Below are 26998 nucleotides of genomic sequence, written 5' to 3' on the forward strand. Positions count from 1 at the left end.
AGAACGAAAGGCGCACGTCAAGCACGCTTTTAGTCGAGCGTCGCATACGTGAGGCCCTGCGGGGTGTCAAGACAAAAGCCGGAAAAACCGTCACATTCGCTCTTGCATGGGGGGTGAGTTGCCGCTATGAGACAGCCCGCGCCATCGAGCGCCGACCAATGTGACCGGAGAGGTGGCTGAGTGGTCGAAAGCACCGCACTCGAAATGCGGCATACTCGCAAGGGTATCGTGGGTTCGAATCCCACCATCACTCACTGTGCAACAATCCCTCGATCAATTGCACAAGCTCGTTGCCAGCCAGTTCCAGATCACCACTGTTGTCGATGTTGATTACTTTCAGATCTGTGGGGAGGGGGGCAGTGGTTCGGGTGAGGCGGGCTTCGATTTCCGTGGTCGTCTCGCGCCCGCGGGCTGCGAGGCGCTCTGCGAGAACGTCGGCGCGTGCGGTCACGTTGACCACCACGAGATTGGGGAAGGCCGCGTGGACGCTTGCAAGAGCCGAGCGGGATCCGTTGACGATCAAGGTGCGTCCTTGAGCGAGGTCCGTACGGACATCGAGCGGAATGCCGTAGCCAAGGCCGTGGGCGTTCCAGCTCACGGCAAATGCTCCGGAGCTGACAAGCCGATCGAAAGTTTCGGGGCTGACAGCGTCATGGACTTCGCCGCCGGTGTCTTCGGGGCGCGTAATGGTCCGTCGCACAAAGCGGACGTCATCCCGGTCGGTGAAGTGTCGGCGGGCAATGTCCAGGAGGCTGTCCTTGCCCACCCCGCTCGGGCCGACGACGACGACGAGAGTTCCGGTGGCTTTCTCCAAAGATGCGTTTGCTACGGCATGCGTCATCATGCGACCCGCCGCCCTTCTCGCCACACGGCGCGGATCACCGGCACGCCTTCGTCACGGCGCACACGCACGAGATCTGCGCGAAGGCCCGTGGCGATCCGCCCCCGGTCGTCAAGGCTCACCGTCCGCGCCGGCGTCGCCGTCACCATGGCAACGGCTTGGGGCAGAGAGATGCCGTCTATCTCATCGGCCAGCACGAAGCTCGCATGCAGCAGGCTCAGCGGCACGTAATCGGACGAGAGGACGTCGAGCACACCGCGCTTGGCAAGATCACGGGCTGCGATGTTGCCGGAATGCGACTTGCCGCGGACGACGTTGGGGGCGCCCATCAGCACGCTCATGCCTGATTGGTGCGAGGCTTCCGCGGCTTCGATGCTGGTCGGGAATTCGGCGAGCTTGACGCCATGACCCTTGGCTTCCTCGACATGGGCGAGCGTCGCGTCGTCATGGCTTGCGACCGTGATTCCGCGCTCGGCGCAGGACCTCGCGAGAGTGTCGCGATGCAGGGCTGAGTAACGCTCGGAGAGCGAAAGCCGGATTTCGACGAAGCGGGCGAACTGCTCGTCGGTCAGGCCGCGTTTGGTCTTATAGTACAGCGTGTACTGCTCCATTGTCTGAAACTGACGCTGGCCCGGCGAATGGTCCATCAGCGAGACGAGACGCACATGCGGGTCGTTCTCGAAGTCGGCGAAATGCTCGAGCACGTTGTCTGAGGCAACTTCACAGCGCAGGTGGATCAGGTGCTCCGCCCGCAGCCGGTCGTCGCGTTCGGCCGCCTGTATGGCATCCGCCATGTCGCGCATCTCGCCCTTGTCGAAGCCGCCGTCCTCGTCGGAGCCCATGCGCAGGCAATCAAAGACCGTGGTGATGCCTGACGTGACGATCTGCGCATCATGGGCCTGAATGGCCGAGGTCATGTGCCAGCGCACGCCGGGGCGGGGGGAATAATGCGATTCTAGGTGATCGGTGTGAAGCTCGACCAGGCCGGGGATCAGGTAATCGCCGCCACAGTCCTCGCCGCTGCGGCTCGAACCTTCGTCGATCGCGGCGATACGACCGTTACGGATCACCACGCTGCCGTCGACAATCCGGTCTTCGAGAACGATGCGGGCATTGGAAAAGATCTGTTCGGACATGGGATCAGCCGTTTTGTTGGGCGGCCTTTAGAGGCAGCCATGAATGGACAAGGAAGGGGGCGCCACGCTCAGGCTCAACAAAGAGCGCGAGGCCATCGATCCGGAGGGGGCGGCCGTTGAATTCGGCGAAGCGGAGGTTGAGCACATTGGCCATGGCAGGCGACTGGGCGTCGGATACAGGCCCGGTCAACGTCATGTGGAAACGGAACTCGTCAAAGACATAAGGATAGCCCCAGCGCATCAGGTTTTCGCGCTGGCGCGGAGGCAGGCCGTCCGGCTTGCGCCTTTCGATATCTGCCTGCGAGAGCGGCGCGCGGAAGGGCTCGAATGCCTCGACGACACTGGCAGCGAACGTCTGCAGAGGCGCATGCTGCCGTTCCGGAACCAGGGCGAAGAATGGCCCAAGCTGGCCGATGATAACGGAGGGGACTTCCAAGGACGCGGTTTTCGCGGCGAACGCGGCAAACTCGGCAAGCAAATCGGCTTCGCTCACGCCTTCGGCCAGGTGAAAGGGCGCCTTGAGCGTCGCGTGAAAGCCGTATCGCCGGGGATCGGCCGTCAGGGCATCCAGTTCTTCCGCCGGAAAATCCGTTTCGGCCGTTCTTGGATGTTCAATCCCGGTGAAGGCATCGCGTCCCAGCCAAGCCGCTGCCGTCTGGCTCAGCGGTGCGTCGGCGCAGGGTGCGAAGTATAGGGCGTAACGCAAGGGTATGTCTTTCGTGTGTAGTGGCGCGGAAACGGACCCCGCGCCCTAAGAATCAGTGGCGGCTCTTTCCCATCAGGCGTGAGCGCAAGCTATTGGAGATGGCATCGAAAATGAACACCACGATCAGGATCAGGAGCACCATGTAGGCGACATTTTCCCAGTCGGAATTGGTGCGCATGGCCTCCCAGAGTTTGAGGCCGATGCCACCTGCGCCGACCGCGCCGATGATGGTTGCCGATCGTGTGTTCGATTCCCAGAAATAGAGGGCCTGGGAGGCGAAAACCGGCATCACCTGCGGCAATACACCGAAGCGCTGGACGGCCGCTGCCGGTGCTCCGACCGACTTCACCCCTTCGCGCTGCTTGTCGTCGATGTTCTCCAGCGCCTCGGCATAAAGCTTGCCGAGCGTGCCGGTGTCGGTGACGAAGATTGCCGAGATGCCGGCAAGCGGCCCAGGGCCAAAGGCGCGGGTGAAGAACAGCGCCCAGATCAGCATGTCGACCGACCGGACGAAGTCGAAGAAGCGCTTGGTGATCTGGTTCACCGGTCGATTGCGGGTGATGTTGCGCGCCGCAATGAAGGAGAGCGGGAAGGCGACCAGCATGGCGAGCAGCGTACCCATGAAGGCCATGACGATGGTCTGCAAGAGCTTGGTCCAGACGTCCAGATGCTGCCAGGAGGCATTGTAGAGGATGTTGTTCCAGGCGAGTGCCAGGTTGCTCATCTTCGGATCGATGCGTTCGCCGGATGTTATTGTCTGCCAGACTTCACCCGAAGAGAGACCGAAGAAGGGCGAGTTGGTATCAAAGATGAAATTCTCCCAGCCGAAGAACCGCTTGCGGACGCGGACGCGATCCGAGGAGACGTCGAGCCAGCCGGCCGAGCCGAAATAGGCGATCACGCGGCCGCCTTCGAGGCGCTGCTCCACCCAGTCGGGACGTGCGCCTTCGACCGTCACGGTGTCCCTGGCGGGATCGAGCAACAGGGTCACTGTTTCTTCGCCGCGAACAAGTGTGACGCGATCACCGGCAATGTCGATACGGGCCGTGCCGGAGAGTGCCACCTGTGCTTCGGTGATCACTTCCTCGGAGGTTGCTTGAGCTGCGGCGACATTGGTCTCGATGCTCGCGGCCCCAGTTGATGCCTGCGGCGTGGGAGACGTCATGAAACTGAAGGTCGAGCTCGGCGTGGCGGTCGCCGGGGCCGGCGCCGCGGCTGCAGGGGCCTGCGGCTCGGCCCGGGTGATCGTTTCGCGTTTCGTCTCGATCCAGTCCGGGTTCGGGTTAGGTCCGATGGGATCGAAGCGCGGATAATTGATCGTCAACGCTCCGTCGCGGTCGATGTCGAACTCCGGGCGTATCTCGTAAGAGACCCAGTCGGCAAGGTAGTTGCCGGCGATGCCCCAATTGGCCTCCGACATCGTTTTGCCGATGGCGAAGAACCACCAGCAAAAGAGGAAGTAAAAGGTCAGGATGCCGAGCGAAGCCGGAATGCGATAGCGTTGCCAGAGGCTGCGCTCCAGCACCTGCGGATAGCGTTCGGCCAGACGGTTCAGTTCGGCAGCGTTCATCATGGACATCGAAACCTCACGTGACCGACTGGAAAGACTGCTCGCCGACGAGCTTGCGGCGCAGCCATGCGGAGAACTGGTCGACGGCGATGACTGTCGACAAAAGGAGAAGGATGATTGCGAGGGTCTTTGCCTCGTGGCCCTGACCGATCGACAGGCGCAGGGCTTCGCCGATGCCGCCGCCGCCGACAGCGCCGATGATCGTGGAGGCGCGCACGTTGATTTCTATGCGCAGCAGGAAGTAGCTCATGAAGTTCGGCATGACCTGAGGCGTGATGGCAAACCAGACGCGCTCGAACCAGTTGGCGCCGACGGCTCGCAGCCCTTCGTCAGGCCGCATGTCGGCATTCTCGATGACTTCGAAGAACATCTTGCCGAGTGCGCCGATGGTGTGGATCGTCACCGCGATGATCGCAGGGATGGGACCAAGCGAAAGGATGGCCAGGAAGAAGCCTGCGATGACCACTTCCGGAAAGGCGCGCAGGATCTCCATGAAACGACGAACCGGCCAGCGGATCCAGGCGCTCGGCATGGTGTTCTTGGCTGCAAGGAAGGCAAGCGCATAGCCGAAGATCATCGCGATCACGGTGGACAGGAGCGCGATATTCACCGTCTCCAGCATCTTGTGGAAGTATTCGGGGATGTAGAGGCTGTCGGTGATGTAGAACCGACCCTCCGGATAATTGTATTTCAAGCTGCCGTCGTCATAGGGGGAGGGCAGGTCGAACAGGGCCCGCCATATCTCCCAACCGTCGCGGGGGACGAGTTCGCCCACGAAGTCAAAAAGGTAGGGCAGGCGGTCGAAGAACTTGCCGGCATTGGTGTCGTTGGCGAACCAGAGCGAACCGGTCACGGCGAGGAGCAGGATAACGGCGCCAAGGCCGGTATAGATGCGCCGTTTCGCCGCCAGTTCCTGCCAATGGCGCTCGACGACCGCGCCGCGCTCGCTCAGGGTGGGCTGTGTCGCCGTCATGGCCATCACCGCAAATCCTTTGGAAAAGACTTCAAGGAAAGACCGCCGGCGGTGTCCCGGCCGGCGGTCCTATTGGTTTCGTCAGCGATCAGCCGCCGATGGTTGCCTTGCGGGCATCGATGATCGGCTTGTAGAAGTCGACGGTGACGTCGGTGTAGCCCTTGAAATCGCCGCCCTGGACAGCCGAGAAGCAGGCCGGGTCGGAGGTCGGCAGTTCCATCATGAACTGCTTGAACTTCATCTTCATGTCCTCGTTCATCGAGGTGCGAACGACGATCGGGCCGTTCGGGATCAGCGGGGACTTCCAGACTTCGACGAGGTCGTCCATGTTCAGGACGCCCTTGTCGACCATCTTGCGCAGGTTGCCAGAAGAGTAACCGTCCTTGAAATCGCCAACGCCCGAACCCCAGGTGGTGCCGACGTCGAAAGTGCCCTTGACGACTTCGAGAACAAGGTTCTCATGGCCGCCGCCGAAGCCGGTGGAGGCGACGATCTGATCAACCGGAGCGCCGAGGGCTTCCGGCAGGGTGACGAGCGGGACGAGATAGCCGGAGGTCGAGTCCGCATCGGCATAGCCGAGCTTCTTGCCCTTGATGTCTTCGATCTTGGTGATGCCCGAATCCTTGCGGGCGACCATGATCGAGTAATAGCCGCTGGAGCCGTCAGTCTGAACGGTGGTCAGGATCGGCTCAACGGCTTCCGGGTTCGACAGGTAGACTTTTGCGAAGCCAGATGCGCCGAGTTCGGCGTAATCGAGCGTGCCGCCGAGCAGGCCCTGAACGACGCCATCATAATCGGCGGCCGGGAAGAGCGAGACCTTCTCGACGCCGAGGGCGGCCGGGAGCTTTTCGGTCATGCACTGGAAATTGCGCAGACGGTCGGCTTCGTTTTCGCCGCCGAGAATGCCGATGCGGAATTCCTTGAGGTCTTCGGCATGGACGCCGGAAGCCAGAGCAACGAGAGCCGCCGTGGCGAGCAGGGTCTTCTTCAACATGAGTGCATCTCCTGTTTCGTAGGATGAGGGAGTGTCTTTCGGTATTGCCCTTGTCGCAGGGCCAGCGATCTTCGTGGCTCAGGCCTCGGCTACGGCGAGAGGGCGCAGGCCAGCGGATGGGATCTTGCGTTGTTCGTTGTCCTGATGCGCAATGTTGATGCTCGTCGAGGTCATCGTTTCATCGATGCCGGCACCATGCTGGTCGGCGCCGTAGATTTCGTGCACTGCCTCGGCCGTGAGTTCTGCCGGCGTGCCGTCGAAGACGACGCGGCCCCGCGCCATGCCGATGATGCGCTCGCAGTAGTTGCGGGCCGTATCGAGCGTGTGCAGGTTGGTCATGACGGTGATGCCTTCGCGCTCGTTGATGTCGCGCAGCGCATCCATGACGATCTTGGCGTTCAACGGGTCGAGCGAGGCGATCGGCTCGTCGGCTAGGATCATCTTCGGTGACTGCATCAGGGCACGGGCGATCGCCACGCGCTGCTGCTGGCCACCCGAAAGCGTTCCGGCTGCCTGCAGGGCTGTCTGCTCGATGCCGAGCCGCTCGAGGGCGGCGATTGCCATCAGGCGCTCTTCGCGGGTGAAGACGTTGAGGATCGAAAGGGCTGTCGACCGATGGTTCAGGCGGCCAAGCAGTACATTCGTCAGCACGTCGAGACGTGGCACGAGGTTGAACTGCTGGAAGATCATGGCGCAGTCGCGCTGCCAATTGCGCAGGGCCGTGCCATGAAGATTGGAGATCTCGAGATCGTCAAAACGGATGCTGCCCGAGGTTGGGTCGACCAGGCGGTTGATCATGCGCAGCAGTGTCGACTTGCCGGCGCCCGAACGGCCGATCACACCAACCATCTGGCCGGCGGGGATCTCGAGGGTCACCGAGTCCACGGCCTTGGTTGTCCCGAACTGGCGGGTGAGATTGTCCAGCCTGAAGAGCATTATCTTTCCTTCGCCGTCATTGATTGCGGTGCTGGGAATGCAGTAACGCGGGTCCGTGAAGCCGGAATGTCAGATTTGTGTAGGATTTGTTAAACTGTGTAAGTCTCTGAAAAATTTGCGATTAGGCGTATTTTTCGAGGAAAGCTTCAGTGTCCATGTGACGAAAATCGTCGAGTGCGGCGAACAGCCGGTCGTGATCCCAGTCCCACCAGGCGAGCGCCTGCATGCGTTCGGCAACTGACTTTGGAAATCGTTCACGGATGAGCCTGGCCGGGACTCCACCGACGATTGTGTAGGGGGCTACATCGCGTGACACGACGGCGCCGGCGCCAATCACCGCACCGTCGCCAATGGTGACGCCTGGCAAGACGGTTGCCCCGTGACCGATCCAGACGTCATGGCCGATCACGACGCGGTTTTCGCGACGCCAGGCGAAGAAGTCGTGATCGTTCTCGGCGCCGTCGAAATAGTCTGCCGCGCGATAGGTGAAGTGGTGCAGCGTCGGGCGCCAGGTCGGATGGTTGGTGGCGTTGATGCGCACGGCAGCCGCGATGTTGGCAAACTTGCCGACCGTCGCACACCAGATTGAGCCGTCCTGCATGATGTAGGAGTAGTCGCCCATTTCGACTTCATCCAACCGGCAGCGATCGGCGACTTCCGTATAGCGGCCAAGCGTCGAATTCACGACGCGTGCGGTGTCGTGGACGAGGGGTTCGAGCCCGAGCTTCTTCGTCATGCGGCGGCCTTTCGCGGCGAAAACAGCATGACATCGAGGATCCGGTCGGCCACGGCTTCGCGGACTTCCTCATCGTGGAAGATGCCGAGCAGTGCGACGCCTGCCTCTTTCTTGGCGCGGATCATCGAGACGACCACGGCCCGGTTGGCCGCGTCGAGCGAGGCTGTCGGTTCATCGAGCAGCAGCACGGCATGGTCGGTGATGAAGCCGCGGGCGATGTTGACGCGCTGCTGTTCGCCACCGGAGAAGGTGGAGGGCGGCAGTTGCCAGAGATCACGCGGCAAATTTAGCCGGCTTAGGAGTTCGCTCGCGCGTTCGCGCGCTTCGTCTACAGATATACCGCGTGCAACGAGCGGTTCAGCCACCACGTCGAGTGTCGAGACACGGGGGACGGTGCGCAGGAACTGGCTGACATAACCCAGCGTGCCACGGCGGACTTCAAGCACCGTGCGCGGGTCGGCGCTGGCAAGGTCAACGATGCGGCCGCCGTGATTGACCAGGATCTGGCCCTGGTCGACGGCGTAGTTGCCGTAGAGCATCTTGAGGATCGAGCTCTTGCCGATGCCAGAGGGGCCGCCGAGCACGACACATTCTCCGGATGCGACAGAGAAGGAGACGTTGGAGACGACCGGCAGGACGAGCCCGCCGCGCAGATGCATGGTGAAGCTTTTCGCGACTTCCGAAACGATGAGGGGCGTGGCCATTGATATCTCCGTCAGACCTGCAGGATCGAGGATACGAGCAGCTGAGTGTAGGGTTCGCGCGGGTCGTCGAGGACGCGGTCGGTCAGGCCGTGTTCGATGACATGGCCGTCCTTCATCACCATCATCCGGTGGGACAGCAGGCGGGCGACCGCGAGGTCATGGGTAACGACGACGGCCGAGAGGCCGAGGTCGTTGACGAGGCCGCGGACGAGATCGAGCAGGCGGGCCTGGACCGAGACATCGAGGCCGCCGGTCGGTTCGTCCATAAAGACGAGGCGAGGGCCGGTGACGAGATTGCGGGCGATCTGCAGGCGCTGGCGCATGCCGCCAGAAAAGGCGCGCGGCTGGTCGTCGATACGATCGGTCGAGATCTCGACGCGCTCCAGCCATTCGCTCGCCGTCTGGCGGATGCGGCCATAGTGGCGATCACCGACGGCCATCAGACGTTCACCGACATTGGCGCCGGCAGAGACTGTCATGCGAAGACCATCGGCGGGGTTCTGGTGCACGAAGCCCCAGTCGGTGCGCATCAGGAAGCGGCGTTCGGCTTCACCCATGTGATAGAGCTCGCGGTACTGGCCGTCGCGCATGTGGTAATCGACGCTGCCGGTCGTCGGCATCAGCCGGGTCGAGAGGCAGCTCAAAAGCGTGGTCTTGCCCGAGCCGCTTTCGCCGACGATGGCGAGCACTTCGCCCGGCCAGAGATCAAAGGAGACGTTCGAGCAGCCGATCCGGCTGCCGTAGAACTTGGAGAGGTTGCGAACTTTCAGAAGCGGCTGGTCGCTCATTCGGCGGCCTCCTTATTCTTCGCGAGCATTTCGCCGACATGGCCCTCGGCCTGGCGCGTCTCGCAATGGTCGGTATCGGAGCAGACGAACATCCGGCCGCCCTTGTCGTCGAGTACAACCTCGTCGAGATAGACGTTGTGGGCGCCGCAGAGCGCGCAGGGCTTGTCGAATGTCTGGATCTCGAAGGGGTGATCCTCGAAGTCGAGGCTGACGACTTCAGTGAAGGGCGGGACCGCATAGATGCGTTTCTCGCGGCCGGCGCCGAAGAGCTGAAGCGCCTCCGACATGTGCATCTTGGGATTGTCGAACTTCGGCGTCGGCGACGGGTCCATGACGTAGCGGCCCTCGACCTTCACCGGATAGGCATAGGTCGTTGCGATGCGGCCGTGCCTGGCGATGTCTTCGTAGAGCTTCACATGCATGAGGCCGTATTCTTCCAGCGCATGCATCTTGCGGGTCTCGGTCTCGCGCGGTTCGAGGAAACGCAGCGGTTCCGGGATCGGCACCTGGTAGACCAGCACCTGGCCTTCCCTCAGCTTTTCTTCGGGAATGCGGTGACGAGTCTGGATGATCGTCGCTTCGCTGGTCTTGGTGGTGACGGCGACGTCTGCGACCTTCTGGAAGAAGGCGCGGATGGACACGGCATTGGTCGTGTCGTCAGCGCCCTGATCAATGACCTTCAGCGTGTCGTCGCGGCCAATGATCGAGGCTGTCACCTGCACGCCGCCGGTACCCCAGCCATAGGGCATCGGCATCTCACGCGAGGCGAAGGGCACCTGATAGCCGGGAATGGCGATCGCCTTCAGGATCGCGCGGCGGATCATGCGCTTGGTCTGTTCGTCCAGATAGGCGAAATTATAGGTCGCGAGTTCGGTTGCCGGCGCGCTCATTCTGCGGCCTCCTTCAGGTCGGTCAGATCTGTCTTGTTGGCGTCGTGCTTTGCCCGCATGCGGCGGACGAGATCCAGTTCGGCCTGGAAGTCGACGTAATGCGGCAGCTTCAGGTGTTCGACGAAGCCGGTCGCCTGGACGTTGTCGCAATGGGAAATCACGAATTCCTCGTCCTGGGCGGGGGCGACGACATCCTCGCCGAATTCGTCGGTTCGGAGCGCCCGATCCACCAGTGACATGGACATGGCCTTGCGTTCGCTCTGGCCGAAGACGAGGCCATAGCCGCGGGTGAATTGCGGCGGAGCCTTGGCCGAACCCTTGAACTGGTTGACCATCTGGCATTCGGTGACGCGGATCTCGCCGAGTGAAACCGCAAAGCCGAGTTCCGGCACGTCGAATTCGACTTCGACCAGCCCCATGCGGATTTCGCCGACGAAGGGATGGGTGCGGCCATAGCCGCGCTGGGTCGAATAGCCGAGTGCCAGAAGGAAGCCTTCGTCGCCGCGGGCAAGCGCCTGCAGACGCAGGTCGCGGGGCATCGGAAATTCCATCGGCTCGCGGGTGATGTCGCCTGCGATATGATCCTCGGGCATCTCGCCATCCGGCTCGATCAGGCCTTCGCCATCGAGGATGTCGGAGACCCGCATGACTGGATCGAGACCTTCCTCGCGCCGCTCGCCCATATCCACCGTCTCGTCATCGAGCAGCGAGGGATCGAGCAGGCGATGGGTATAGTCAAAGGTCGGCCCGAGCAGCTGTCCGCCGGGCAGATCCTTGTAGGTGGCGGAGACACGGCGCTCGACGCGCATCTCGGCCGTTTCGATCGGACGAGACGTGCCGAAGCGCGGCAGCGTTGTGCGGTAGGCGCGCAGGAGGAAGATCGCCTCGATCATGTCGCCGCGCGACTGCTTCAGGGCGAGGGCTGCGAGCGTGCAGTCGTAGAGCGAGGCCTCGGCCATGACCCGGTCGACGGCGAGACCGAGCTGGGCCACGATCTGATCGATCGTCACCGACGGCAGCGACCTGTCACCCCGGCGGCGGTCGGCGAGAAGCTTGTGGGCGTTGGCGATGGCTTTTTCGCCACCCTTGACGGCTACATACATGGCTCAGGCCTCCATCTCACGGATCTTGGTCGTGCGCGGCAGCGCGATGAAACGGCGACCCGCGGTCAGCACCATGTCGACACCGCGCGGGAACAGGGCGCCATTGTCGGCCCATTGGCGCAGGAAGGTTTCGGGCAGACCTTTCGGAGCGATGACGGCGGTGTCGCGAATTCCGGGGCCTGACAGTTGCAGAGGCTTGCCGCCCTCGAGCGATGGGACCTCGACGACCAGCGTCGTCGAACGATCAGGGTATTCCTGGGTTCCCAGCGCAAATTGTGTCAGCGACGGGACCGGCGCGCCTGCTTCGACGAAGGCGAACTTGGCATCCGTCTTTGTGGACGTCAGGCTAGCGCCGGTGTGGAAGCCGATCCAGCCTGAAAGGGCGGACTTGGCGAGAACAGGCGTGACCCAGATCGGCGTGTCGTGGTCGCACAGAGTCAGCAGCAGGGCGCCAGCCGCGATACCGAGCGGGGCGGGTGGTGCAACAGTCACGTCGACCACACCGATGCTGCCGGGGCGGGCCATGGCGTCCATGACGCTGCGGAAGACCGTCTGGGCGTGGGTAACGGCATCCGGGAAACCGCCGTCGAGGCTTTCAGTCACTTCGAGCATCAGTCTTCTCCGCGAACCATGGTGAAGAAATCGACCTTCGTGGCGGCCGTTTCGGTTTCGAGCTTTGCGGCTTCCGCCGCGACGCGTGCTTCGAGCGGTGCCAGGAGGCGTGTTTCAGCCAGGGCTCGGCCCGCTTCGTCCTGCGCCAGCGCGTCGAGCACGGCCGAAAGCTGTGCTGACTTGCGGTCCGTTCCGAGCCGGTAGCCATGACCGATCCGGCCGTCAGAGAGCCGAATGCTCGCGCGGCTGACGGTCGCTTCGCCGAGATTGAAAGGGGCACCGCCGCCGCCGATGCGGCCCTTGACCATCACGAGACCAGTTTCGGGTCCGCGCAGGGCAGTGTAGACCGGTGCCGGGTCGAAGGCGGTGAGGGCGTCTTGAAGTTCGGCGAGCGTGGCCCTGGCAAGCAGATCGACGATCCGCTTCCTGGCGGTCTGGGCGCCGCGATCGATGTCGGTGGCTTTTTCCATTGTCAGTCCTCGAAATGTCTAGTAATATAGACAACCATACAAGTTACTTTATGAGTAACGCGTGGTCGTGACAAGCTTGTGACAGGGGGCGGTGTTTCCGTGATGCAGAGACAGAAGGGCGTGGCCCTTTGGCGCCAGATTTCCGATCGGATCCGCGCCAATATCCTGACAGGTCTCTATGACAAGACGGGCATGGTGCCGGCGGAAACGGCGCTGGCGGAGGAATTCGGCGTCAACCGCCACACGGTGCGCGCGGCACTGGCGGCGCTCGCCCAAGAAGGCATCGTGCGCGCGGCCCAAGGGCGCGGCACGATGATTACCCAGCGCGACAAGTTCGACTTTCCGATCGGGAGGCGTACCCGCTTCAGCGAAGGCATTGGCGAGCAGGCGCGTGATCTCAAGGGGATCCTGCTGTCGTCCGCTCGCGAAATTGCCTCCGCCGATCTCGTCAAGCGCCTGAAACTTAATCCAGGCGACGAGGTCTTGCGGCTCGATGGCATCAGAAAGGCCGATGGTCGTGCCGTCTCACGCTCAACCATGTGGTTTCCGGCAGAGCGGTTTGCTGGCATCGACACGGCATTTGCCGAAACGGGTTCGATCACCCGGGCGCTCTCTCGCTGTGGTGTCGATGACTACGTCCGTGAGGTCACCGAGATCTCAGCCGTCCACGCAGAGCCTGATGACGTCGTGCATCTTGAGTTGACGCCAGGCGCCATCGTACTGGTTACCCGTGCGCTGAATACCGATCCGGCAGGCTGCCCGATTCAGTATGCGGTCACCCGTTTCCCGGCAGATCGCGTTCAGTTCACGATCCGAAACTGAGCTGAGGCCGACCGCTGGCCGACCTCAGCCAGGTCTTCAGGATCCAGCCGCCTGGTAAGCCGCGAGCACGGCGGCTATCTGGTCCGGGCTCAAGTAGTTCGACTGTGTCGTCGTGATCGCCTGAAGCTGCGCCGACGTCATGTTGGAAATCTGACTGACTGTCAGCCCGGGGATCGCCTGCTGACTGATGGCTGCCAGATCCTCGGTCGAGAAGGTCCGCAGGTTGTTCGCACCCATCGCCGTCAATTGTGCCGAACTGAGCCCCGCGACCTGTGCAGGCGTCAAGGCTTCCGCCTGGGCGGTCGTGAGGGCGCTGACCTGGGCCACGCTCAGACCACCAATCGCCTTGGGATCCATGGCCGAGATCTGGTCCGTCGTCAGCCAGCCGACCCTGTCCGTTCCCAGTGTTGCCAGTTGGACGGCGTTCATCGCCCCGATCTGTGCCGTCGTCATGGCACCGATCTGATCCTGGGTCATCGCTCGAAGCTGGTGATAGCTCAGCGCCGCCACCTGACCCGTTGTCAGGGACGCGATCTGCTCTGGCTGCAGGGTGGCAAACACTGTCGGCGAGAGCCCTCCTACCGCGCTCGGCGAGAGGGCCGCAATGTCGGCGGAGGTCAGTGTTTCGAGTGCCGTCGGACTGAATGCCGACAACTGGGTCGCATTCAAGGCACCGAACTGCGCCGAAGTCATCGCGTCGATCTGGCTGGCGGTCAGCGTTGCGATCTGCGCCGTGCTCAAGCCGGCGATGGCCTTGGTTGAAATGGCTGCGATCTGGGTGGCGGATAGACCGGAAATGGTTCCTGCCGAAAGCGAGGCGAGTTGGGTCGCCGTCAGGGCTCCGATCTGGGTCGGGGTCATGACGCCAAGCTGATCCGGACGCAGGGCGTTCAATTGGTCGAAGGTCAAGGCGCCGATCTGGGCGGCGGTAAGAACACCGATCTGCTCCTGGCTGAGGCCCGCGATGTTGGCTGCCGACAGGCCGGGAAACGCTGTGGGGGCAATCGCGGCGAGTTCGGCGTTGGAGAAGGTCGCCAGCTGTGCCGACGAAAGTGCTCCGATCTGCGTCGAGGTGAGCGCTGCAATCTGGGCCTGGCTCATGCTTTCGATCTGCGTGGTCGACATCGAGGCGATCTGTGTCGCCGTCAGGCCAGGGATCGCCTTGACCGTCAGTGCCGCGATCTTTTCGCTCGTCAGAGTGGCCAGGGCGTCGTTGGTCAATGCGGCGACCTGAGTGGCGCTCAATGCTGCGATCTGGGTGTTGGACAGGAGCGTGACCTGCTGGGGCGTCATCGCGCCGATCTGTGCCGGGGTCAATCCCCCGATCTGTGCGGCCGTCAAGGCGCTGATCTGATCCGCTCCCAGACCGGCGATCTGCTGCGTGGTCAGCCCGGCAATGCCGGTTGCACTGATCGCGGCAAGTTTCGTGGCCGGCAGGTTGCTCAGCTGGGTCGGCGTCAGGGCGGCCACTTGTGTGGCCGTCAGGGCACCTATCTGTGCGGTGGTCAGGGCTTCGATCTGGATTGTCGACAGGGCCGCGATCTGGGTCGTCGAGAGCGCGGCAATCGCAGCCGTGCTGAGGCCTGCGATCTGATCCGGCGTCAGGGCGCCCAAGGCCGCCGTCGTCAACGCTGTCGCCTGCGTTGCGCCGAAGCCTGCCAGCTGTTTTGCACTCATGGCGTCAAGCTGGGTTGGCGTCAGGGCTGCGACCTGGTCCGTGCTCAGGGCGCCCAGTTGTGCCGGGGTCATGGCGGCAATCTGGTCAATGCTGAGGGCCGCGATGGTCTCTGCATCGAGGCTGCTCAACGCAGTCGTGTTGATGGCTGCGATTTCTGCCGGCAGGAAGGCGAGGATGTCTGCCTTGCGCATCGCGCCAAGCTGACTTGCCGTGAGGCCCGAGATTTGGGTCGCCGTCATGGCATCGATCTGATCGGCGGACATGGCCGCGATCTGTTCGTTGCTCAGAGACGCGATGCTGCGCGCGGAGAGGCTGGCAATCTGCTCGCGTGAAAGCGATGCGATGTTGCTCGGTGAAAGGGCCGCGATTTGCGCGGAGGTCACGGCCTGCAGCTGGGTGGAAGTCAATGATGCAAGCTGCGTGGGCGTGAAGGCGACCAGTTGCTCGCTTTTCATGGCGGAAATCTGAGCCGTGGTCAGCCTTGCGATCTGCTCGAGGCTCAAACCGTCGATCTTGTCCGCGGAAATCGATGAGATGGCGCTGGCGGAGATCGACGCAATTTCGGTCGGAAGGAAGGCTGCAAGCTGCTCCTTGGACAGGGCGCCGATCTGCGGCCCGCTCATCCGTGAAATCTGTGCCGCGGTGAGACCATCGATCTGGCTGTCGTTCAGCGCGGTGATCTGATCGGTCGTCAATCCGCTGATCGAGGTCGGTGAGACCGCAGCAAGCTGCGACGGTGACCAGACCTTCACAGCGTCGACCGACAGTGCCGACAGCTGCGCCGCCGTCAAGGCGGTGATCTGACTGTTGGTCATCGATTCGGTCTGGAACGCCGTCAGGCCGGAGACCTGGTCGGCCTTGAGGCCTCTGATCTGGGTGACAGTCAAGGCGGCGATTTGGGCCGGTGCGAGCGAGGCCAGATTCTCCGATGTCAGACCGGTGATCGCCTTTGCGCTAATGGCTGCGATCTTCGCCGGGCTCATCGCCTCAATGGCCTCTTGCGGCAATGCTGCGATCTGAGTGGCATTCATCGCGCCGATCTGGCTGGTGCTCAATGCGTCCAGCTGATCCATCGACAGCCCGCCAATCTGCTCGGCCGTCAGACCGGCGATGGCGCGCGTGCTCAAGGCTGCGATCTGTTCGTCCGAAAAGCCCGTGATGACGTTCTCGGGCATGGCGGCGAGCTGTGGACCTGTCAGGCCGCGGATCTGCGTTGGCGTGAGGCCCGCGATCTGGTCTGCCGTGAAGGCTGCGACCTGCGTGGTCTTCAGTGCCGTGATCTGCGCGCTCGACATTGCCCCAATCTGACTAGGGGTCAGGGCGGAGATCTGCGAAGGCGTAAGGCCCGTGACGGCAGACGAACTCAACGCACCGATCTGGGCAGCCGAAAGACCAGCGACCTTGTCGCTCGACAGGCTTCCGATCTGGGTTGCGGTCATGGCCGCGATCTGAGAGGTGCTGAGCCCCTTGAGCTGATCGACACTCATCGCGCCGAGTTGCTCGGCATTCAGGCCAGCGACGGCCTTCGGTGTGAGTGCTGCGATCTGTGTTGCGGTAAAGCCCGCGACGGTCGCTGGCGGCATGGCTGCGATCTGTGTCGCGCTGAGCGCCCTGATCTGGGTTGCGGTGAGTGCAGCCAGCTGCTCTTCGCTGAAGGCTGACATCTGGGTGCGGGTGAGAGCGGCAATCTGAGCGCCGGTGAGGCTCGCCATCTGATCCGGCGACAAAGCCGCGATCTGGTCTACCGAAAGACCCGACATGGCGCGTGGATTGATCGCTGCAATCTGGCTTGTCGAAAAATTGGCCACCTGTTCGGTACTGAACGCGGGCAGTTGCTTCGAGGTCAGCGTTGCCATCTGCGCCGTGGTCAACGCACCGACCTTTTCATTGCCAAGACCTGCAATCTGCGTGGTCGAGAGGCCAGTCATCGCGCGCGGCGAAATGGCCGCGACTTGCGTCGCGGAGAGCGCGCCAAGCTGGTCGGATGTCAGTGCTGCAACCTGGGTTGCACTCAGGGCCGCCATCTGCTGGTTCGAAAAGGCGCCGACCTGTTGGGGCGTGAGCGCTGCGATCTGGGTCGGCGTGAGCGTTGCGATCTGGTTCGGTTTCAAGGCCGCGATCTGGGTCGTGCTGAACCCGGCCAGTCTCTCGGCAGATTGCCCGCGCAAGGCAGCCGTGTTGATCGCCGCCATGTCTTCCGGCGAAAACGTCGCGAGGTCTTCCGGGCTGAAAGCGCTCAGTTGCGTTGCGGTCAATCTGGCGACCTGTGCCGGGGTCAAGGCTTCGGACTGCTCGGAAGACAACCCGCCGAGCTGGCTTGCCGACATCGCCGCGATCTGGGAGGCGACCAGACTTGAAACATCTTCAGTCGACAGGGCGGTGATCTGGTCCAGCGTCAGGCCAGTGATCGAACGGGGCGCGATTGCCTTCAACTGCGACGTCGACAGGCCTGCGACGGCTTCCGTCTGCAGTGCCGAGATCTGGGACGACGTCAGGGCGCCTACCTGCGTGCTCGACAGCTGGCTGATTTCGTCGTCTGACCAGGAGCTAACCGTCGAGTTGGGGAGCGCCCGGATCTGGGCTGGGCTGAGCAGGGAAATCGACGTCATCGCTATCGGCCTCTTGTTCTGAAACGAATGTGCTCAAATGTGTTCCACCGGTTGGCATGCAGCCGATCGAGGCAATGCGTCTCAACCTTTTCAACACCTTCCGGCACAAAGTCTTGTCTGGCGGGTCTGAGGACATCGCGCAGGACCACCTGCTTTTAAGCCGCAAGGCTTGCCTGAGCCTGTGCTTCCACACCTCCCGGTTGGTTGTCGCCGGCAGGCGTCCGAGGCGCGAAGCCGAGGCCGGCATCGTCCAGAATTGTCATAGATCAAGGCGAGAGGCCTATCATGACGACATTCTCCCGCACGTCAGCAGATGCAGTACCCGCAAGGGCTGCCGAGGCCATTCTTCAGCGGGCCTGTTCGAGAATCGAAATGCGCAGAGGACTGGGATGAACGACAGAACCGCAGATTTTATGCCGCATGCCCTGCCGCCGCAGGTGGTGCTCCAGGCGATGGATACGGATGTCGCGGGGCTCGGGGCAGAGGAGGCCAAGCGAAGGCTGGAGGTCCATGGTGCCAATCGTCTGCCTGCAGCGCCAAAGCGCAGCCCCGTCGTCCGCTTTCTGTCGCAGTTCCACAATGTCCTGATTTATGTCCTGCTGGCTTCCGCAGCGGTCACAGGTTTCATGCAGCACTGGATCGATACGGGCGTCATCCTCGCGGTCGTCTTCGGCAATGCCGTCGTCGGTTATCTGCAGGAAGGTCGTGCCGAAGATGCGATGAATGCGATCAGGGTCATGCTGGCGCCGCATGCCGCGGTGCTTCGTGACGGCCGCCGGACCTCGGTCGATGCCGCCGATCTCGTGCCGGGAGACATCGTGCTGGTCGAGGCCGGCGATCGCGTTCCCGCGGATCTGCGACTGCTGGAAGCGCGAAGCCTGAAGGTCGAGGAGGCGGCCCTGACGGGGGAATCGGTGCCTGTCGACAAGACCGGCGAAGCCGTCTCGGCCGATTCCGTTCTGGGTGATCGCAGTTCGATGCTGTTCAGCGGAACGCTGGTTGCCACGGGGACGGGCAAGGGTGTCGTGGTCGCGACTGGCATGGCAACGGAGATCGGCAAGATCAGCGGGATGCTGGAGGCAGTGGAGTCTCTCTCGACGCCGCTCGTTCGGCAGATGGATGTCTTTGCGCGCTGGCTTACCCTCTTCATCCTCATCATATCGGGCATGCTGCTCGCCTACGGGCTGGTTGTCAGGCATCTTCCTTTCGATGAACTGTTCATGACCATTGTCGGTCTTGCCGTCGCAGCGATCCCCGAAGGTCTCCCGGCGGTCATGACGATCACACTTGCCGTCGGTGTCCAGGCGATGGCTGGTCGCCATGCGATCGTCCGACGACTGCCGGCGATCGAGACACTGGGTTCGGTGTCCGTGATCTGCACGGACAAGACTGGTACGCTGACGCGCAATGAAATGGTCGTGGCAAGCCTCGTGGCTGCGCGCCATGTCTATGCCGTTGATGGAGAAGGCTACGCACCGGAAGGTGCCGTCCGCTGGAACGACGCCGATGTCGATCCGCAAGACCACGCCGTTCTCTCCGAATTCGCGCGTGCCGCCGGGCTCTGCAATGACGCCGTGCTGCATTCGGCTGATGGCGCCTGGCGCGTGGAAGGCGACCCCATGGAAGGGGCCTTAATGGCGCTTGCGGGCAAGATCACCGGTGGCGGCAGTGATCCCTTCACCGCAGGTTGGCGACGGATCGATGCCATCCCCTTCGATGCCGCGCATCGCTACATGGCCGTTCTTCACGTCGATGACGAGAACAACAGGCATGTCCATGTAAAGGGTGCGCCAGAGGCCGTTCTCGAGCTTTGCGCCACCCAGCGCATGCCGGATGGCTCGTCGGCAGCGCTCGACGCGCCATACTGGGAACACATGGTCGAGGTTCTTGCCGCTGAAGGGCAGCGCGTGCTCGCTGTTGCCGTCGGCGCTCCACCAAGCGGCGGGGCGCATCTTGTCCAGGCCGAGCTTCCCGGCACGCTGACGCTGATCGGCCTGGTGGGCCTGATCGATCCGCCGCGCCCGGAAGCGATTGTCGCTGTGGCCGACTGCCATCAGGCGGGCATCCGGGTGAAGATGATCACTGGCGACCATGCTGCGACTGCCCGGGCGATCGCCGGAATGATCGGGTTGAAGAACACCGATCGGGTGCTGACCGGAGCGGATCTCGACCGCATGGACGATGTCACGCTATCGCTTGCCGCCGCCGAGACCGATATCTTTGCTCGAACTTCGCCGGCTCACAAGTTGCGGCTGGTCACCGCGCTCCAGTCCCAGGGCTTGACGGTCGCGATGACCGGTGACGGTGTCAACGATGCGCCGGCCCTCAAGCGGGCCGATGCAGGGATCGCGATGGGCGTGAAGGGCAGCGAAGCGGCGAAGGAAGCCGCCGAGCTGGTTCTGGCGGACGACAACTTCGCCTCTATTGCCGCCGCCGTTCGTGAGGGGCGCACCGTCTACGACAACATCAAGAAAGTGATCAGTTGGACCCTGCCGACGAATGCTGGCGAAGCGGGAACCATCATCGTCGCGCTCTTTGCCGGCCTGGCGCTCCCGGTCACGGCCGTCCAGATCCTTTGGATCAACCTGGTCACGGCGACTACGCTCGGATTGGCGCTTGCCTTCGAGCCATCGGAAGAGGGTACCATGCGGCGACCACCGCGCCGGCGGGACGAGCCGCTTTTGACCGGCGACCTCATCTGGCATGTTCTGCTCGTTTCCGTGCTCTTTGCCGCTGCGGTTTTCGGAATTTTCTTCTACGCCCTGGACAGGGGTTATCCGATTGAGCTCGCACGCACGATGGCGATGAACACCCTGGTCGTCATGGAAATCTTCCACGTCTTCTTCATCCGCAATATCTACGGAACATCGCTCACCTGGCAGGCCGTGCGCGGGACGAAGGTCGTCTGGATCTGCGTGATCTCCGTATCGGTTGCCCAGTTCGCCGTCACTTATCTGCCCTTCATGCAATCCCTGTTCGGGACGCAGAGCGTTCCCCTGCAGGACGGGTTGCTGATCGTCGGGATCGGGGCCGTGTTCTTCGCTCTGGTGGAAATCGAAAAGCAGATGCGTTTGGCATTCCGCAATCGGGGCTGACGCTCGTCCCGGTGCATCAAGCGCGACAGGTCATCGGGCGGCGACAGTTGCTTCCTTTAGGAAGTGCCGCCCGAGGTGGCCGACCCCATCCTGTATGTCTGCTTCGATTGCAGCCGAAAGCGCATCAGGATCCCTTGCGCGGATCGCGTCCAGTGCCTCGGCATGCCGGTCAATTCGGTAGCTTTCTTCCAGCTTGGCCGTGGCCAGGCGCATGAACGGGCCGAGACGTAACCAGACGGATTCCGTCAGATCGAGAATGACACCACTCGCTCCGGGCTCGTAGAGCGTACGATGGAAAAGAAAGTTGAGTTCCGTCGAGCGCAGCAGATCGTTCGCCGCATAGGCGTCGTCGATCGCGGTATCGATCACCTGCAGACGTTCGAGCCGTTCGGCGTCGATATGCGGCAAGGCCCTGGTCGCTGCCAGTGTCTCGAGCGCGATGCGGGCGGCAATGATCTCCTCGAATTTGGAAAGCGTCATTTCCGGCACGCGGACCCGGCGATTGTCGAGATATTCCAGGGCTCCGTCGGCCACGAGACGATGCAGCGCTTCGCGCACCGGCATGGCACTGACGGCCAGATCTTCGGCCACACCGTTGATGGTGATCGGCAGGCCTGGAGCCACCGCGCCTGACATCACACGGCTGCGCAAGGTCCGGTAGACCCGCTGCTTCAACGATTTCTCTGCCTTGCCTTCTTCAAATGCCATGGTTCAGATCGAGATCCCGCCTTTTCGCTGCTATCGTGGTCAAGGCGCGCCGAATAGCCGTGCACCCTCTTGAAATTTGATCAAACTAGCATTTGGTATAGATGGACGGAGTGCAAGGCCCAAAGGCCGTTCTTTTCGCATGTTTCAGGAAGCCCACATGACCGCCAAGACAATCGGCATTCTCGTTACGGGTCACTCACCCGCCGAACTCGCGAGCGAGTATGGCAATTACGCCGATATGTTCGCCGCGCTGCTGGGCGATTTCGACTTCTCGTTCAAGCGCTACTTCGTCGTTGACGGCGAGTTCCCGCAAAGTCCGACCGAGGTCGACGGATGGCTGCTGACCGGCTCCAAGTTCGGCGTCTACGAGGACCATGACTGGATCCGCAAGCTTGAGGACTTCATTCGCCAGGTGCATGCGGCCAAGGTGCCCATGGTCGGGATCTGTTTTGGACATCAGGTGATGGCCAAGGCACTCGGTGGGCATGTCGAGAAGTTCAAGGGGGGCTGGTCTGCCGGTCCGGTGACCTACAAGCGGTCCGATACGGGCGAAGAGCAGGTGCTGCTTGCCTGGCATCAGGACCAGGTCATCAAGGTACCCGAGGGAGCCGAAGTCGTCGGCAAGACCGACACCTGCGAGAACGCCGTCATCCGCTACGGCGATTGGGGTCTCTCCTATCAGCCGCATCCGGAGTTTTCGCCGCGCTTCTTCGAGGGGCTGGCGGAGGCGCGCAAGGCTGCCATCCCCGAGCCGCTCTTCGAGAAGGTGAAGAAGGTCGACGTTCCGATCGCGACGGACCGCATCGCTCAGGAAATCGGCGAATTTCTCGGGCGCGACCGCTGACTGCAGTCACACGGTCTGTCCACCGTCCCAGCTTTCCTTGATGAAGGCTTCGAAGAAGTCCGAGAAGGTCGCGACCCTCAGCGGCAGCTGTTCGTAAGGCGGATAGTAGAGCGTCAGCCATATTTCCGGTGTGCTCCAGTCGGGGAGCACCTCGACCAGCCGGCCGGCACGCAAGTCCTCCTCAATAATGAAACGTGGCAACAGCGCGATGCCCTCGCCTGCGACAGCGAGCCGGCAGAGGAAGTCTCCGTTGTTGATCGAGAAACGGCCCTTGGCTTCGATCGTTCTCGTCTGCCCTGGCCGGCTGAGTACCCAGGTCTCCGTCTTCAGCTGATCGTGATAGCTCAGGCATTCTAGCCCGCTCAGGTCCTCGGGCATAACAGGCATGCCATGGCGGGCGATGAAGGAGGGCGCGGCGACCAGCAGCCGAGGCACGGGGCGGATCTTGCGCCAGATCGTCGACTTGTCGGTCGGCGGACCGGAAATGCGGATCGCGAGGTCGTAGTTCTCCTCAACGATGTCGATGAAGCGGTCCGAGAGTTCGATCGCGACGCTGGTGCGTGGATGAATGATTGCAAACTGTGACAGGACCGTCGGCAGGACTTTCATGCCGAGCGACATCGGGGCCGAGACGCGAAGCGAACCGGCGGTCACTTTCTGCAGATCCCGGGTTTCCTCCGTGGCGCGGGCGAGGCCCTGGACCAGCGGTGCAACACGCGCGGCATAGGCGGCACCCGCCGAGGTCAGCGATACCTTGCGCGTGGTGCGCAGCAAAAGCTGGACGCCGAGCTGTTCCTCCAAGCTAGAGATCGTGCGCGTGACCGAGGCGGGTGTCATGCCGAGCAGGCGGGCTGCGGCGCTGAAGCTGCTCTGGCTGGCAACCGTCAGGAACGTTCTGATCGCTTCGAGCTCGCCCATCTGATTATTGCTCCCAGTGAAATAATATCCGCAATATTACAACTGTTCACATCAGAAAAGCCATGGCCCATATTCCGTTCAACAGAACAAGGCCGGCGCGAGTGCCGGGAAAGGATCAGAGCCATGCTTACCCAGATCAAGGGCCTGCATCACGTTACCTCCATGGCTGCGGATGCCCAGGAAAACAACGACTTTTTCACCAAGACGCTTGGCCTTCGCCGGGTCAAGAAGACCGTCAACTTCGACGCGCCGGATGTCTATCACCTCTACTACGGCGACGAAGTCGGCAATGCCGGATCGGTCATGACCTATTTTCCGTTTGCCAATATGGGCAAAGGTGGTCGCGGTGCCGGCGAAGTGTCGGAGACCGTCTTCTCCGTGCCGAAGGGCACGCTCGGCTTCTGGCAGGAGCGCCTGTCGAAGGAAGGCGTGAAGCAGCTCGGTTCCTATTCGCTGTTCGGTGAAAATCGTCTGCGCTTTGCCGGTCCCGATGGCGATGGCTTTGCTCTTGCCGAAGTCGATGGCGACAGCCGCGTGCCGTTTGCCGGCCCGGTTGCGGTCTCGGAAGGCATTCATGGCTTCCGCGGCGTCACCATGCGGCTGCGCGACGAAGGTGCCACGGGTGAACTCCTGAAGTTCATGGGCTACCAGCCGGTCGACAGCCAAGGTGACTTCGTGCGCTACGCAGTCCCCGGCGGTAATGGTGCCGACTATATCGATCTCGAAGTGCTGCCGGGCGCATCGCATGCCCAGCAGGGCGCCGGATCGGTTCACCATGTTGCCTTCGCCGTCGAAGACCGGGCCGCCCAGCTCGAGGTGCGCAAGGCGCTGCTCGACACGGGATATCAGGTCACGCCGGTCATCGACCGCGATTACTTCTGGGCGATCTATTTCCGCACACCGGGTGGTGTGCTGTTCGAAATCGCCACGAACGAACCTGGCTTCAACCGTGACGAAGATACCGCACATCTCGGTGAGGCGCTGAAGCTGCCGACCCGCTATCAGCAGTATCGTTCGCAGATCGAAGCCCATCTGACCCCGATTAAGGACTAATCGCACAGCGAGGACGGCGCCTGAACTGTCAGGCGTCGTCCCTGTTGCGGAGGAAAGCATCATGGCACTCGATAGCTACACCCACCTCTACCAGGCGCCGCAGGGTGCCGCACCGCTGGTCTTCACATTCCACGGCACCGGCGGCGACGAACATCAGTTTCCCGGGCTCGTGAACCGGATCCTGCCCGAGGCCGGGATCGTCTCGCCACGCGGCGACGTGTCGGAATACGGGGCCGCCCGCTTCTTCAAGCGCACCGGTGAAGGGGTCTATGACATGGCCGATCTCGCAGCGAGAACGGCGAAGATGGCGGCCTTCATCCGCGCTCACAAGGAGAAGAACCCGGATCGACCGATCTACGGGCTCGGTTATTCGAACGGCGCCAATATCTTGGCTTCGGTCCTGTTCGAGGCGCCTGATCTCCTTGATCGCGTGATCCTGATGCATCCGCTGATCCCCTTCGATCCGCCGTTACAGCCGGGGCTTGGCTCCCTTTCGGCGCTGGTCACGGCAGGACAGCGCGACCCAATCTGCCCGCTGCCGCTCACCGAGCGTCTGGTCTCCTACTTCGAGGCGCAAGGGGTGTCTGTCGAGACCTTCCTGCATCAGGGCGGGCATGAGGTATCGCAAGGCGAGGTCGATGCGATCGCGGCCTTCTTGCAGAAGGCCTGAGATCAGGAACACTCAAATGAAAAGCCCGCGTCAGAACCGCGGGCTTCTTCATATCCGGATTTCAGCCAATCCGGATCAGAGCCTTGATCAGGCCGGATTTCTCCCGCGCCCAGCGCGGCAGATCCGAGGCGAGATCTGCAAGCGTCGTGCGATGCGTGATCAGCTGGTCGATCGGCACGAGACCATCCGCGATCGATTTGCGGACATGATCAAAATCGACGCGGGTCGCGTTGCGGCTGCCGATCAGCATCATCTCGCGCTTGTGGAATTCGGGGTCGGAGAAGGTGATGTCCTCCTTCACCACGCTGACCAGCACCAGGCTTCCGCCGTGGGCGACAAAGCGGAATGCGCGTTCCATCGAGGGGCGATAGCCGGTGGCATCGAAGACCACATCGAAGTCGTCTCCCCCGGTCAATTCCGCGACCGCAAACTCGAGGCTGTCATCGGCGATCAGCCCTGATGTGAAGCCGAGGCGATCGGCTGCCATCCTCAGGCGTTCCTGGCTGGTATCGAGGAGGGTTACCTCGTGGCCAGCGATACGTGCGAAGATCGCCGTGCCGAGGCCGATGGGACCGGCGCCGATAACCAGTGCTTTTGAGCCTGCGGGAGCCATGGAGCGACGCACGGCATGCGCGCCGATGGCCAGAAATTCGACGGTGGCCGCCGCTTCCGGGGAAAGGTCGTCAGCGGGATAAAGGTTGCCCGAGGGTACCGTGATCTCCTCGCACATTGCGCCATCTGTGTGCACACCGAGCACGCGAATGTTGGTGCAGCAATTGGGCTTGTCCTTGCGGCAGGCGATGCAGGTGCCGCAGGCGATGTAGGGATTGACGATGACCCTCGTGCCGGTCGGCAGATCGACCCCCTCTCCAGCCTCCACGACGGTTGCCGAGATCTCGTGGCCCATGACGCGAGGGTATTCGAGGAACGGGTGCTTGCCTTCAAAGATGTGGTAGTCGGTCCCGCAGATGCCGACATGGCTGATGGCAATGCGGGCTTCGCCTGCTTTAGGACGTGGCGCCGGATCGTGATCGACGATTTCGAGACGGCCCGGTTCGACACATAATGCGGCCTTCATGCTTGTTCCTCTTGGCTGCCCGGCAAGGTTTGACGAAAAAAAGGGGATGCCATTCGCGGCACCCCCACCTTGGGAAATTCTCAGCGGCTGCCGCGGCGGCGCAGCTGGTCGAAATAGACGATCAGGATGATCAGGGCGCCGGTGATGATGCGCTGCCAGAAGGAGTTCACGTTCATCAGGTTGGCGCCGTTGTTGATCGTCGCCAGAATGAAGGCGCCGAGCAGCGGGCCCTGGACTGAGCCGACGGCGCCGAAGAGGCTGGTGCCGCCGATGACCGAGGAGGCGATTGCCTGCAGTTCCCAGCCTTCGGCCTGCGTGGCGTTGCCGATCCCGATGCGCGAGGCAAGCAGGATGCCGACGAAGGCAGCGCAGGTCGAGGACAGGATGTAGGCCATGTAGATCGTGCGGTTGACGTTGACGCCAGACAGGCGGGCCGCCTCGCTGTTGGAGCCGACCGCGAAAAGATAGCGGCCCCAGCGGCTCAGGTGCAGGAAGATATAGGCCGGCACGGCGACGACTATGACCATCCAGAACAGGCTCGGTACCCCGAGAAAGTCGGCACGGGCGAAGTTGGTGAACGCCTCGTTCGAGATCGAGATCGTCGAGCCGTTGGTGATCAATAGGCCGATACCGCGCAGCGAGGTGAGGGTTGCGAGCGTGATGATGAAGGCGGGAAGACCCATGCGTACGATGCCGAAGGCGTGGAAGCTTCCGATCGCCACACCCATCAGGAGGGTGAGGATGATCGCCAGCCAGACCGGCAGGCCGGCGGCCAGCAGCCAGGCGAGGATGACGCTGGCAAAACCGACGACTGCGCCGACCGAAAGGTCGATGCCGGCGGTGATGATGACGAAGGTCTGACCGACGGCGAGGATTGCTGTCATCGAGCCCTGACGCAGCAGGTTGCTGATGTTGTTCGGCGTCCAGAAGCTGTTGGTGGCAAAGCCAAGGAGCAGCCAGAGGAAGAGCAAGAGGCCGAGCAGCGTGAGGCTGAAGAGGATGCTCATGCCCCTCTTCGGTGCGACCTTGGTCTCGGTGGTGTCGGTGCTCATCTTTGTCCTCCC

Annotated in this window: 24 protein-coding genes and 1 tRNA gene; 6 read left to right on the forward strand and 19 right to left on the reverse strand. The window is 62.4% G+C overall.

Annotation, left to right across the window (positions count from 1 at the left end):
• Positions 1-167: 167 nt before the first annotated feature.
• Positions 168-254 (forward strand) — tRNA-Ser (locus tag SJY08_RS19760).
• Here SJY08_RS19760 and phnN read toward each other — a convergent pair.
• The 14 genes from phnN to phnG all read right to left on the reverse strand — a co-directional run bounded on the left by phnN (position 248) and on the right by phnG (position 12459).
• Positions 248-841: a phosphonate metabolism protein/1,5-bisphosphokinase (PRPP-forming) PhnN gene (gene phnN / locus SJY08_RS19765; protein WP_377278690.1), complete on the reverse strand. Its 594-nt coding sequence runs from the start codon at positions 839-841 to the stop codon at positions 248-250. The two genes, SJY08_RS19760 and phnN, sit on opposite strands and share 7 nt — an antisense overlap.
• Positions 841-1977 (reverse strand): alpha-D-ribose 1-methylphosphonate 5-triphosphate diphosphatase, encoded by a 1137-nt coding sequence (locus tag SJY08_RS19770; RefSeq protein WP_377277751.1) that lies wholly within the window; start codon positions 1975-1977, stop codon positions 841-843. Before SJY08_RS19770 ends, phnN begins: the two co-directional genes overlap by 1 nt.
• A gap of 4 nt (positions 1978-1981) precedes the next feature.
• Positions 1982-2683, reverse strand: coding sequence for a DUF1045 domain-containing protein (locus tag SJY08_RS19775; protein ID WP_377277753.1), 702 nt, complete (start codon positions 2681-2683; stop codon positions 1982-1984).
• A 52-nt stretch (positions 2684-2735) separates the two neighbouring features.
• Complete coding sequence (gene phnE / locus SJY08_RS19780) at positions 2736-4262, reverse strand: phosphonate ABC transporter, permease protein PhnE (RefSeq protein WP_377277755.1); 1527 nt, start codon at positions 4260-4262, stop codon at positions 2736-2738.
• Positions 4263-4269: 7 nt separating this feature from the next.
• A complete protein-coding gene (phnE, locus tag SJY08_RS19785; protein WP_054150287.1) occupies positions 4270-5232 on the reverse strand; it encodes a phosphonate ABC transporter, permease protein PhnE in 963 nt (320 codons plus the stop codon).
• A gap of 82 nt (positions 5233-5314) precedes the next feature.
• Positions 5315-6220, reverse strand: coding sequence for a phosphonate ABC transporter substrate-binding protein (gene phnD, locus SJY08_RS19790; protein ID WP_377277757.1), 906 nt, complete (start codon positions 6218-6220; stop codon positions 5315-5317).
• A 78-nt stretch (positions 6221-6298) separates the two neighbouring features.
• A complete protein-coding gene (gene phnC / locus SJY08_RS19795; protein ID WP_054150289.1) occupies positions 6299-7156 on the reverse strand; it encodes a phosphonate ABC transporter ATP-binding protein in 858 nt (285 codons plus the stop codon).
• 121 nt (positions 7157-7277) lie between these two features.
• Positions 7278-7892, reverse strand: a complete 615-nt coding sequence (locus SJY08_RS19800) for a DapH/DapD/GlmU-related protein (protein WP_054150290.1) — start codon at positions 7890-7892, stop codon at positions 7278-7280.
• The gene (gene phnL / locus SJY08_RS19805; protein ID WP_054150291.1) at positions 7889-8596 is read right to left on the reverse strand and encodes a phosphonate C-P lyase system protein PhnL; all 708 of its coding nucleotides are present in this window, start codon (positions 8594-8596) and stop codon (positions 7889-7891) included. Before phnL ends, SJY08_RS19800 begins: the two co-directional genes overlap by 4 nt.
• A gap of 11 nt (positions 8597-8607) precedes the next feature.
• The gene (gene phnK, locus SJY08_RS19810) at positions 8608-9384 is read right to left on the reverse strand and encodes a phosphonate C-P lyase system protein PhnK (RefSeq protein WP_069042815.1); all 777 of its coding nucleotides are present in this window, start codon (positions 9382-9384) and stop codon (positions 8608-8610) included.
• Positions 9381-10274, reverse strand: a complete 894-nt coding sequence (locus SJY08_RS19815; protein WP_069042816.1) for an alpha-D-ribose 1-methylphosphonate 5-phosphate C-P-lyase PhnJ — start codon at positions 10272-10274, stop codon at positions 9381-9383. The genes phnK and SJY08_RS19815 overlap by 4 nt, the downstream gene beginning before the upstream one ends.
• The gene (locus tag SJY08_RS19820; RefSeq protein ID WP_377277761.1) at positions 10271-11377 is read right to left on the reverse strand and encodes a carbon-phosphorus lyase complex subunit PhnI; all 1107 of its coding nucleotides are present in this window, start codon (positions 11375-11377) and stop codon (positions 10271-10273) included. Before SJY08_RS19820 ends, SJY08_RS19815 begins: the two co-directional genes overlap by 4 nt.
• Before the next feature lie 3 nt (positions 11378-11380).
• Positions 11381-11989, reverse strand: coding sequence for a phosphonate C-P lyase system protein PhnH (gene phnH, locus SJY08_RS19825; RefSeq protein ID WP_377277763.1), 609 nt, complete (start codon positions 11987-11989; stop codon positions 11381-11383).
• Entirely contained in the window at positions 11989-12459 is a 471-nt protein-coding gene (phnG, locus tag SJY08_RS19830; RefSeq protein WP_069042818.1) for a phosphonate C-P lyase system protein PhnG, read from the reverse strand. Before phnG ends, phnH begins: the two co-directional genes overlap by 1 nt.
• A 102-nt stretch (positions 12460-12561) precedes the next feature.
• Here phnG and phnF point away from each other — a divergent pair, with 102 nt between their 5' ends.
• Positions 12562-13281, forward strand: coding sequence for a phosphonate metabolism transcriptional regulator PhnF (gene phnF, locus SJY08_RS19835; protein ID WP_054150297.1), 720 nt, complete (start codon positions 12562-12564; stop codon positions 13279-13281).
• 36 nt (positions 13282-13317) lie between these two features.
• Here phnF and SJY08_RS19840 read toward each other — a convergent pair whose 3' ends face one another.
• Positions 13318-17568 (reverse strand): hypothetical protein, encoded by a 4251-nt coding sequence (locus SJY08_RS19840; RefSeq protein ID WP_377277766.1) that lies wholly within the window; start codon positions 17566-17568, stop codon positions 13318-13320.
• Between the two features lie 389 nt (positions 17569-17957).
• On the opposite strand from SJY08_RS19840, the gene SJY08_RS19845 reads away from it, so the two are divergent.
• Entirely contained in the window at positions 17958-20663 is a 2706-nt protein-coding gene (locus tag SJY08_RS19845; RefSeq protein ID WP_377277768.1) for a cation-transporting P-type ATPase, read from the forward strand.
• Between the two features lie 30 nt (positions 20664-20693).
• Here SJY08_RS19845 and SJY08_RS19850 read toward each other — a convergent pair whose 3' ends face one another.
• Complete coding sequence (locus SJY08_RS19850) at positions 20694-21371, reverse strand: GntR family transcriptional regulator (protein ID WP_300888632.1); 678 nt, start codon at positions 21369-21371, stop codon at positions 20694-20696.
• 157 nt (positions 21372-21528) lie between these two features.
• Here SJY08_RS19850 and SJY08_RS19855 point away from each other — a divergent pair, with 157 nt between their 5' ends.
• Entirely contained in the window at positions 21529-22215 is a 687-nt protein-coding gene (locus tag SJY08_RS19855) for a type 1 glutamine amidotransferase (RefSeq protein ID WP_377277770.1), read from the forward strand.
• Positions 22216-22221: 6 nt separating this feature from the next.
• On the opposite strand, the gene SJY08_RS19860 is transcribed toward SJY08_RS19855, so the two are convergent.
• Positions 22222-23133, reverse strand: coding sequence for a LysR family transcriptional regulator (locus SJY08_RS19860; protein ID WP_377277772.1), 912 nt, complete (start codon positions 23131-23133; stop codon positions 22222-22224).
• A gap of 123 nt (positions 23134-23256) precedes the next feature.
• Between SJY08_RS19860 and SJY08_RS19865 the strand changes: the two genes are divergently transcribed.
• Positions 23257-24186: a ring-cleaving dioxygenase gene (locus SJY08_RS19865; protein WP_377277774.1), complete on the forward strand. Its 930-nt coding sequence runs from the start codon at positions 23257-23259 to the stop codon at positions 24184-24186.
• Positions 24187-24247: 61 nt separating this feature from the next.
• Positions 24248-24856: an alpha/beta hydrolase gene (locus tag SJY08_RS19870; protein ID WP_300888628.1), complete on the forward strand. Its 609-nt coding sequence runs from the start codon at positions 24248-24250 to the stop codon at positions 24854-24856.
• A gap of 61 nt (positions 24857-24917) precedes the next feature.
• On the opposite strand, the gene SJY08_RS19875 is transcribed toward SJY08_RS19870, so the two are convergent.
• Both SJY08_RS19875 and SJY08_RS19880 read right to left on the reverse strand, forming a co-directional pair.
• On the reverse strand, positions 24918-25934 hold the full coding sequence (locus SJY08_RS19875; RefSeq protein ID WP_377277776.1) for a zinc-binding alcohol dehydrogenase family protein: 1017 nt from the start codon (positions 25932-25934) through the stop codon (positions 24918-24920).
• 80 nt (positions 25935-26014) lie between these two features.
• Complete coding sequence (locus tag SJY08_RS19880) at positions 26015-26986, reverse strand: ABC transporter permease (protein ID WP_054150306.1); 972 nt, start codon at positions 26984-26986, stop codon at positions 26015-26017.
• Positions 26987-26998: the final 12 nt, after the last annotated feature.

The sequence above is a fragment of the Rhizobium sp. R86522 genome (assembly GCF_042466255.1).
GTDB lineage: Bacteria > Pseudomonadota > Alphaproteobacteria > Rhizobiales > Rhizobiaceae > Allorhizobium.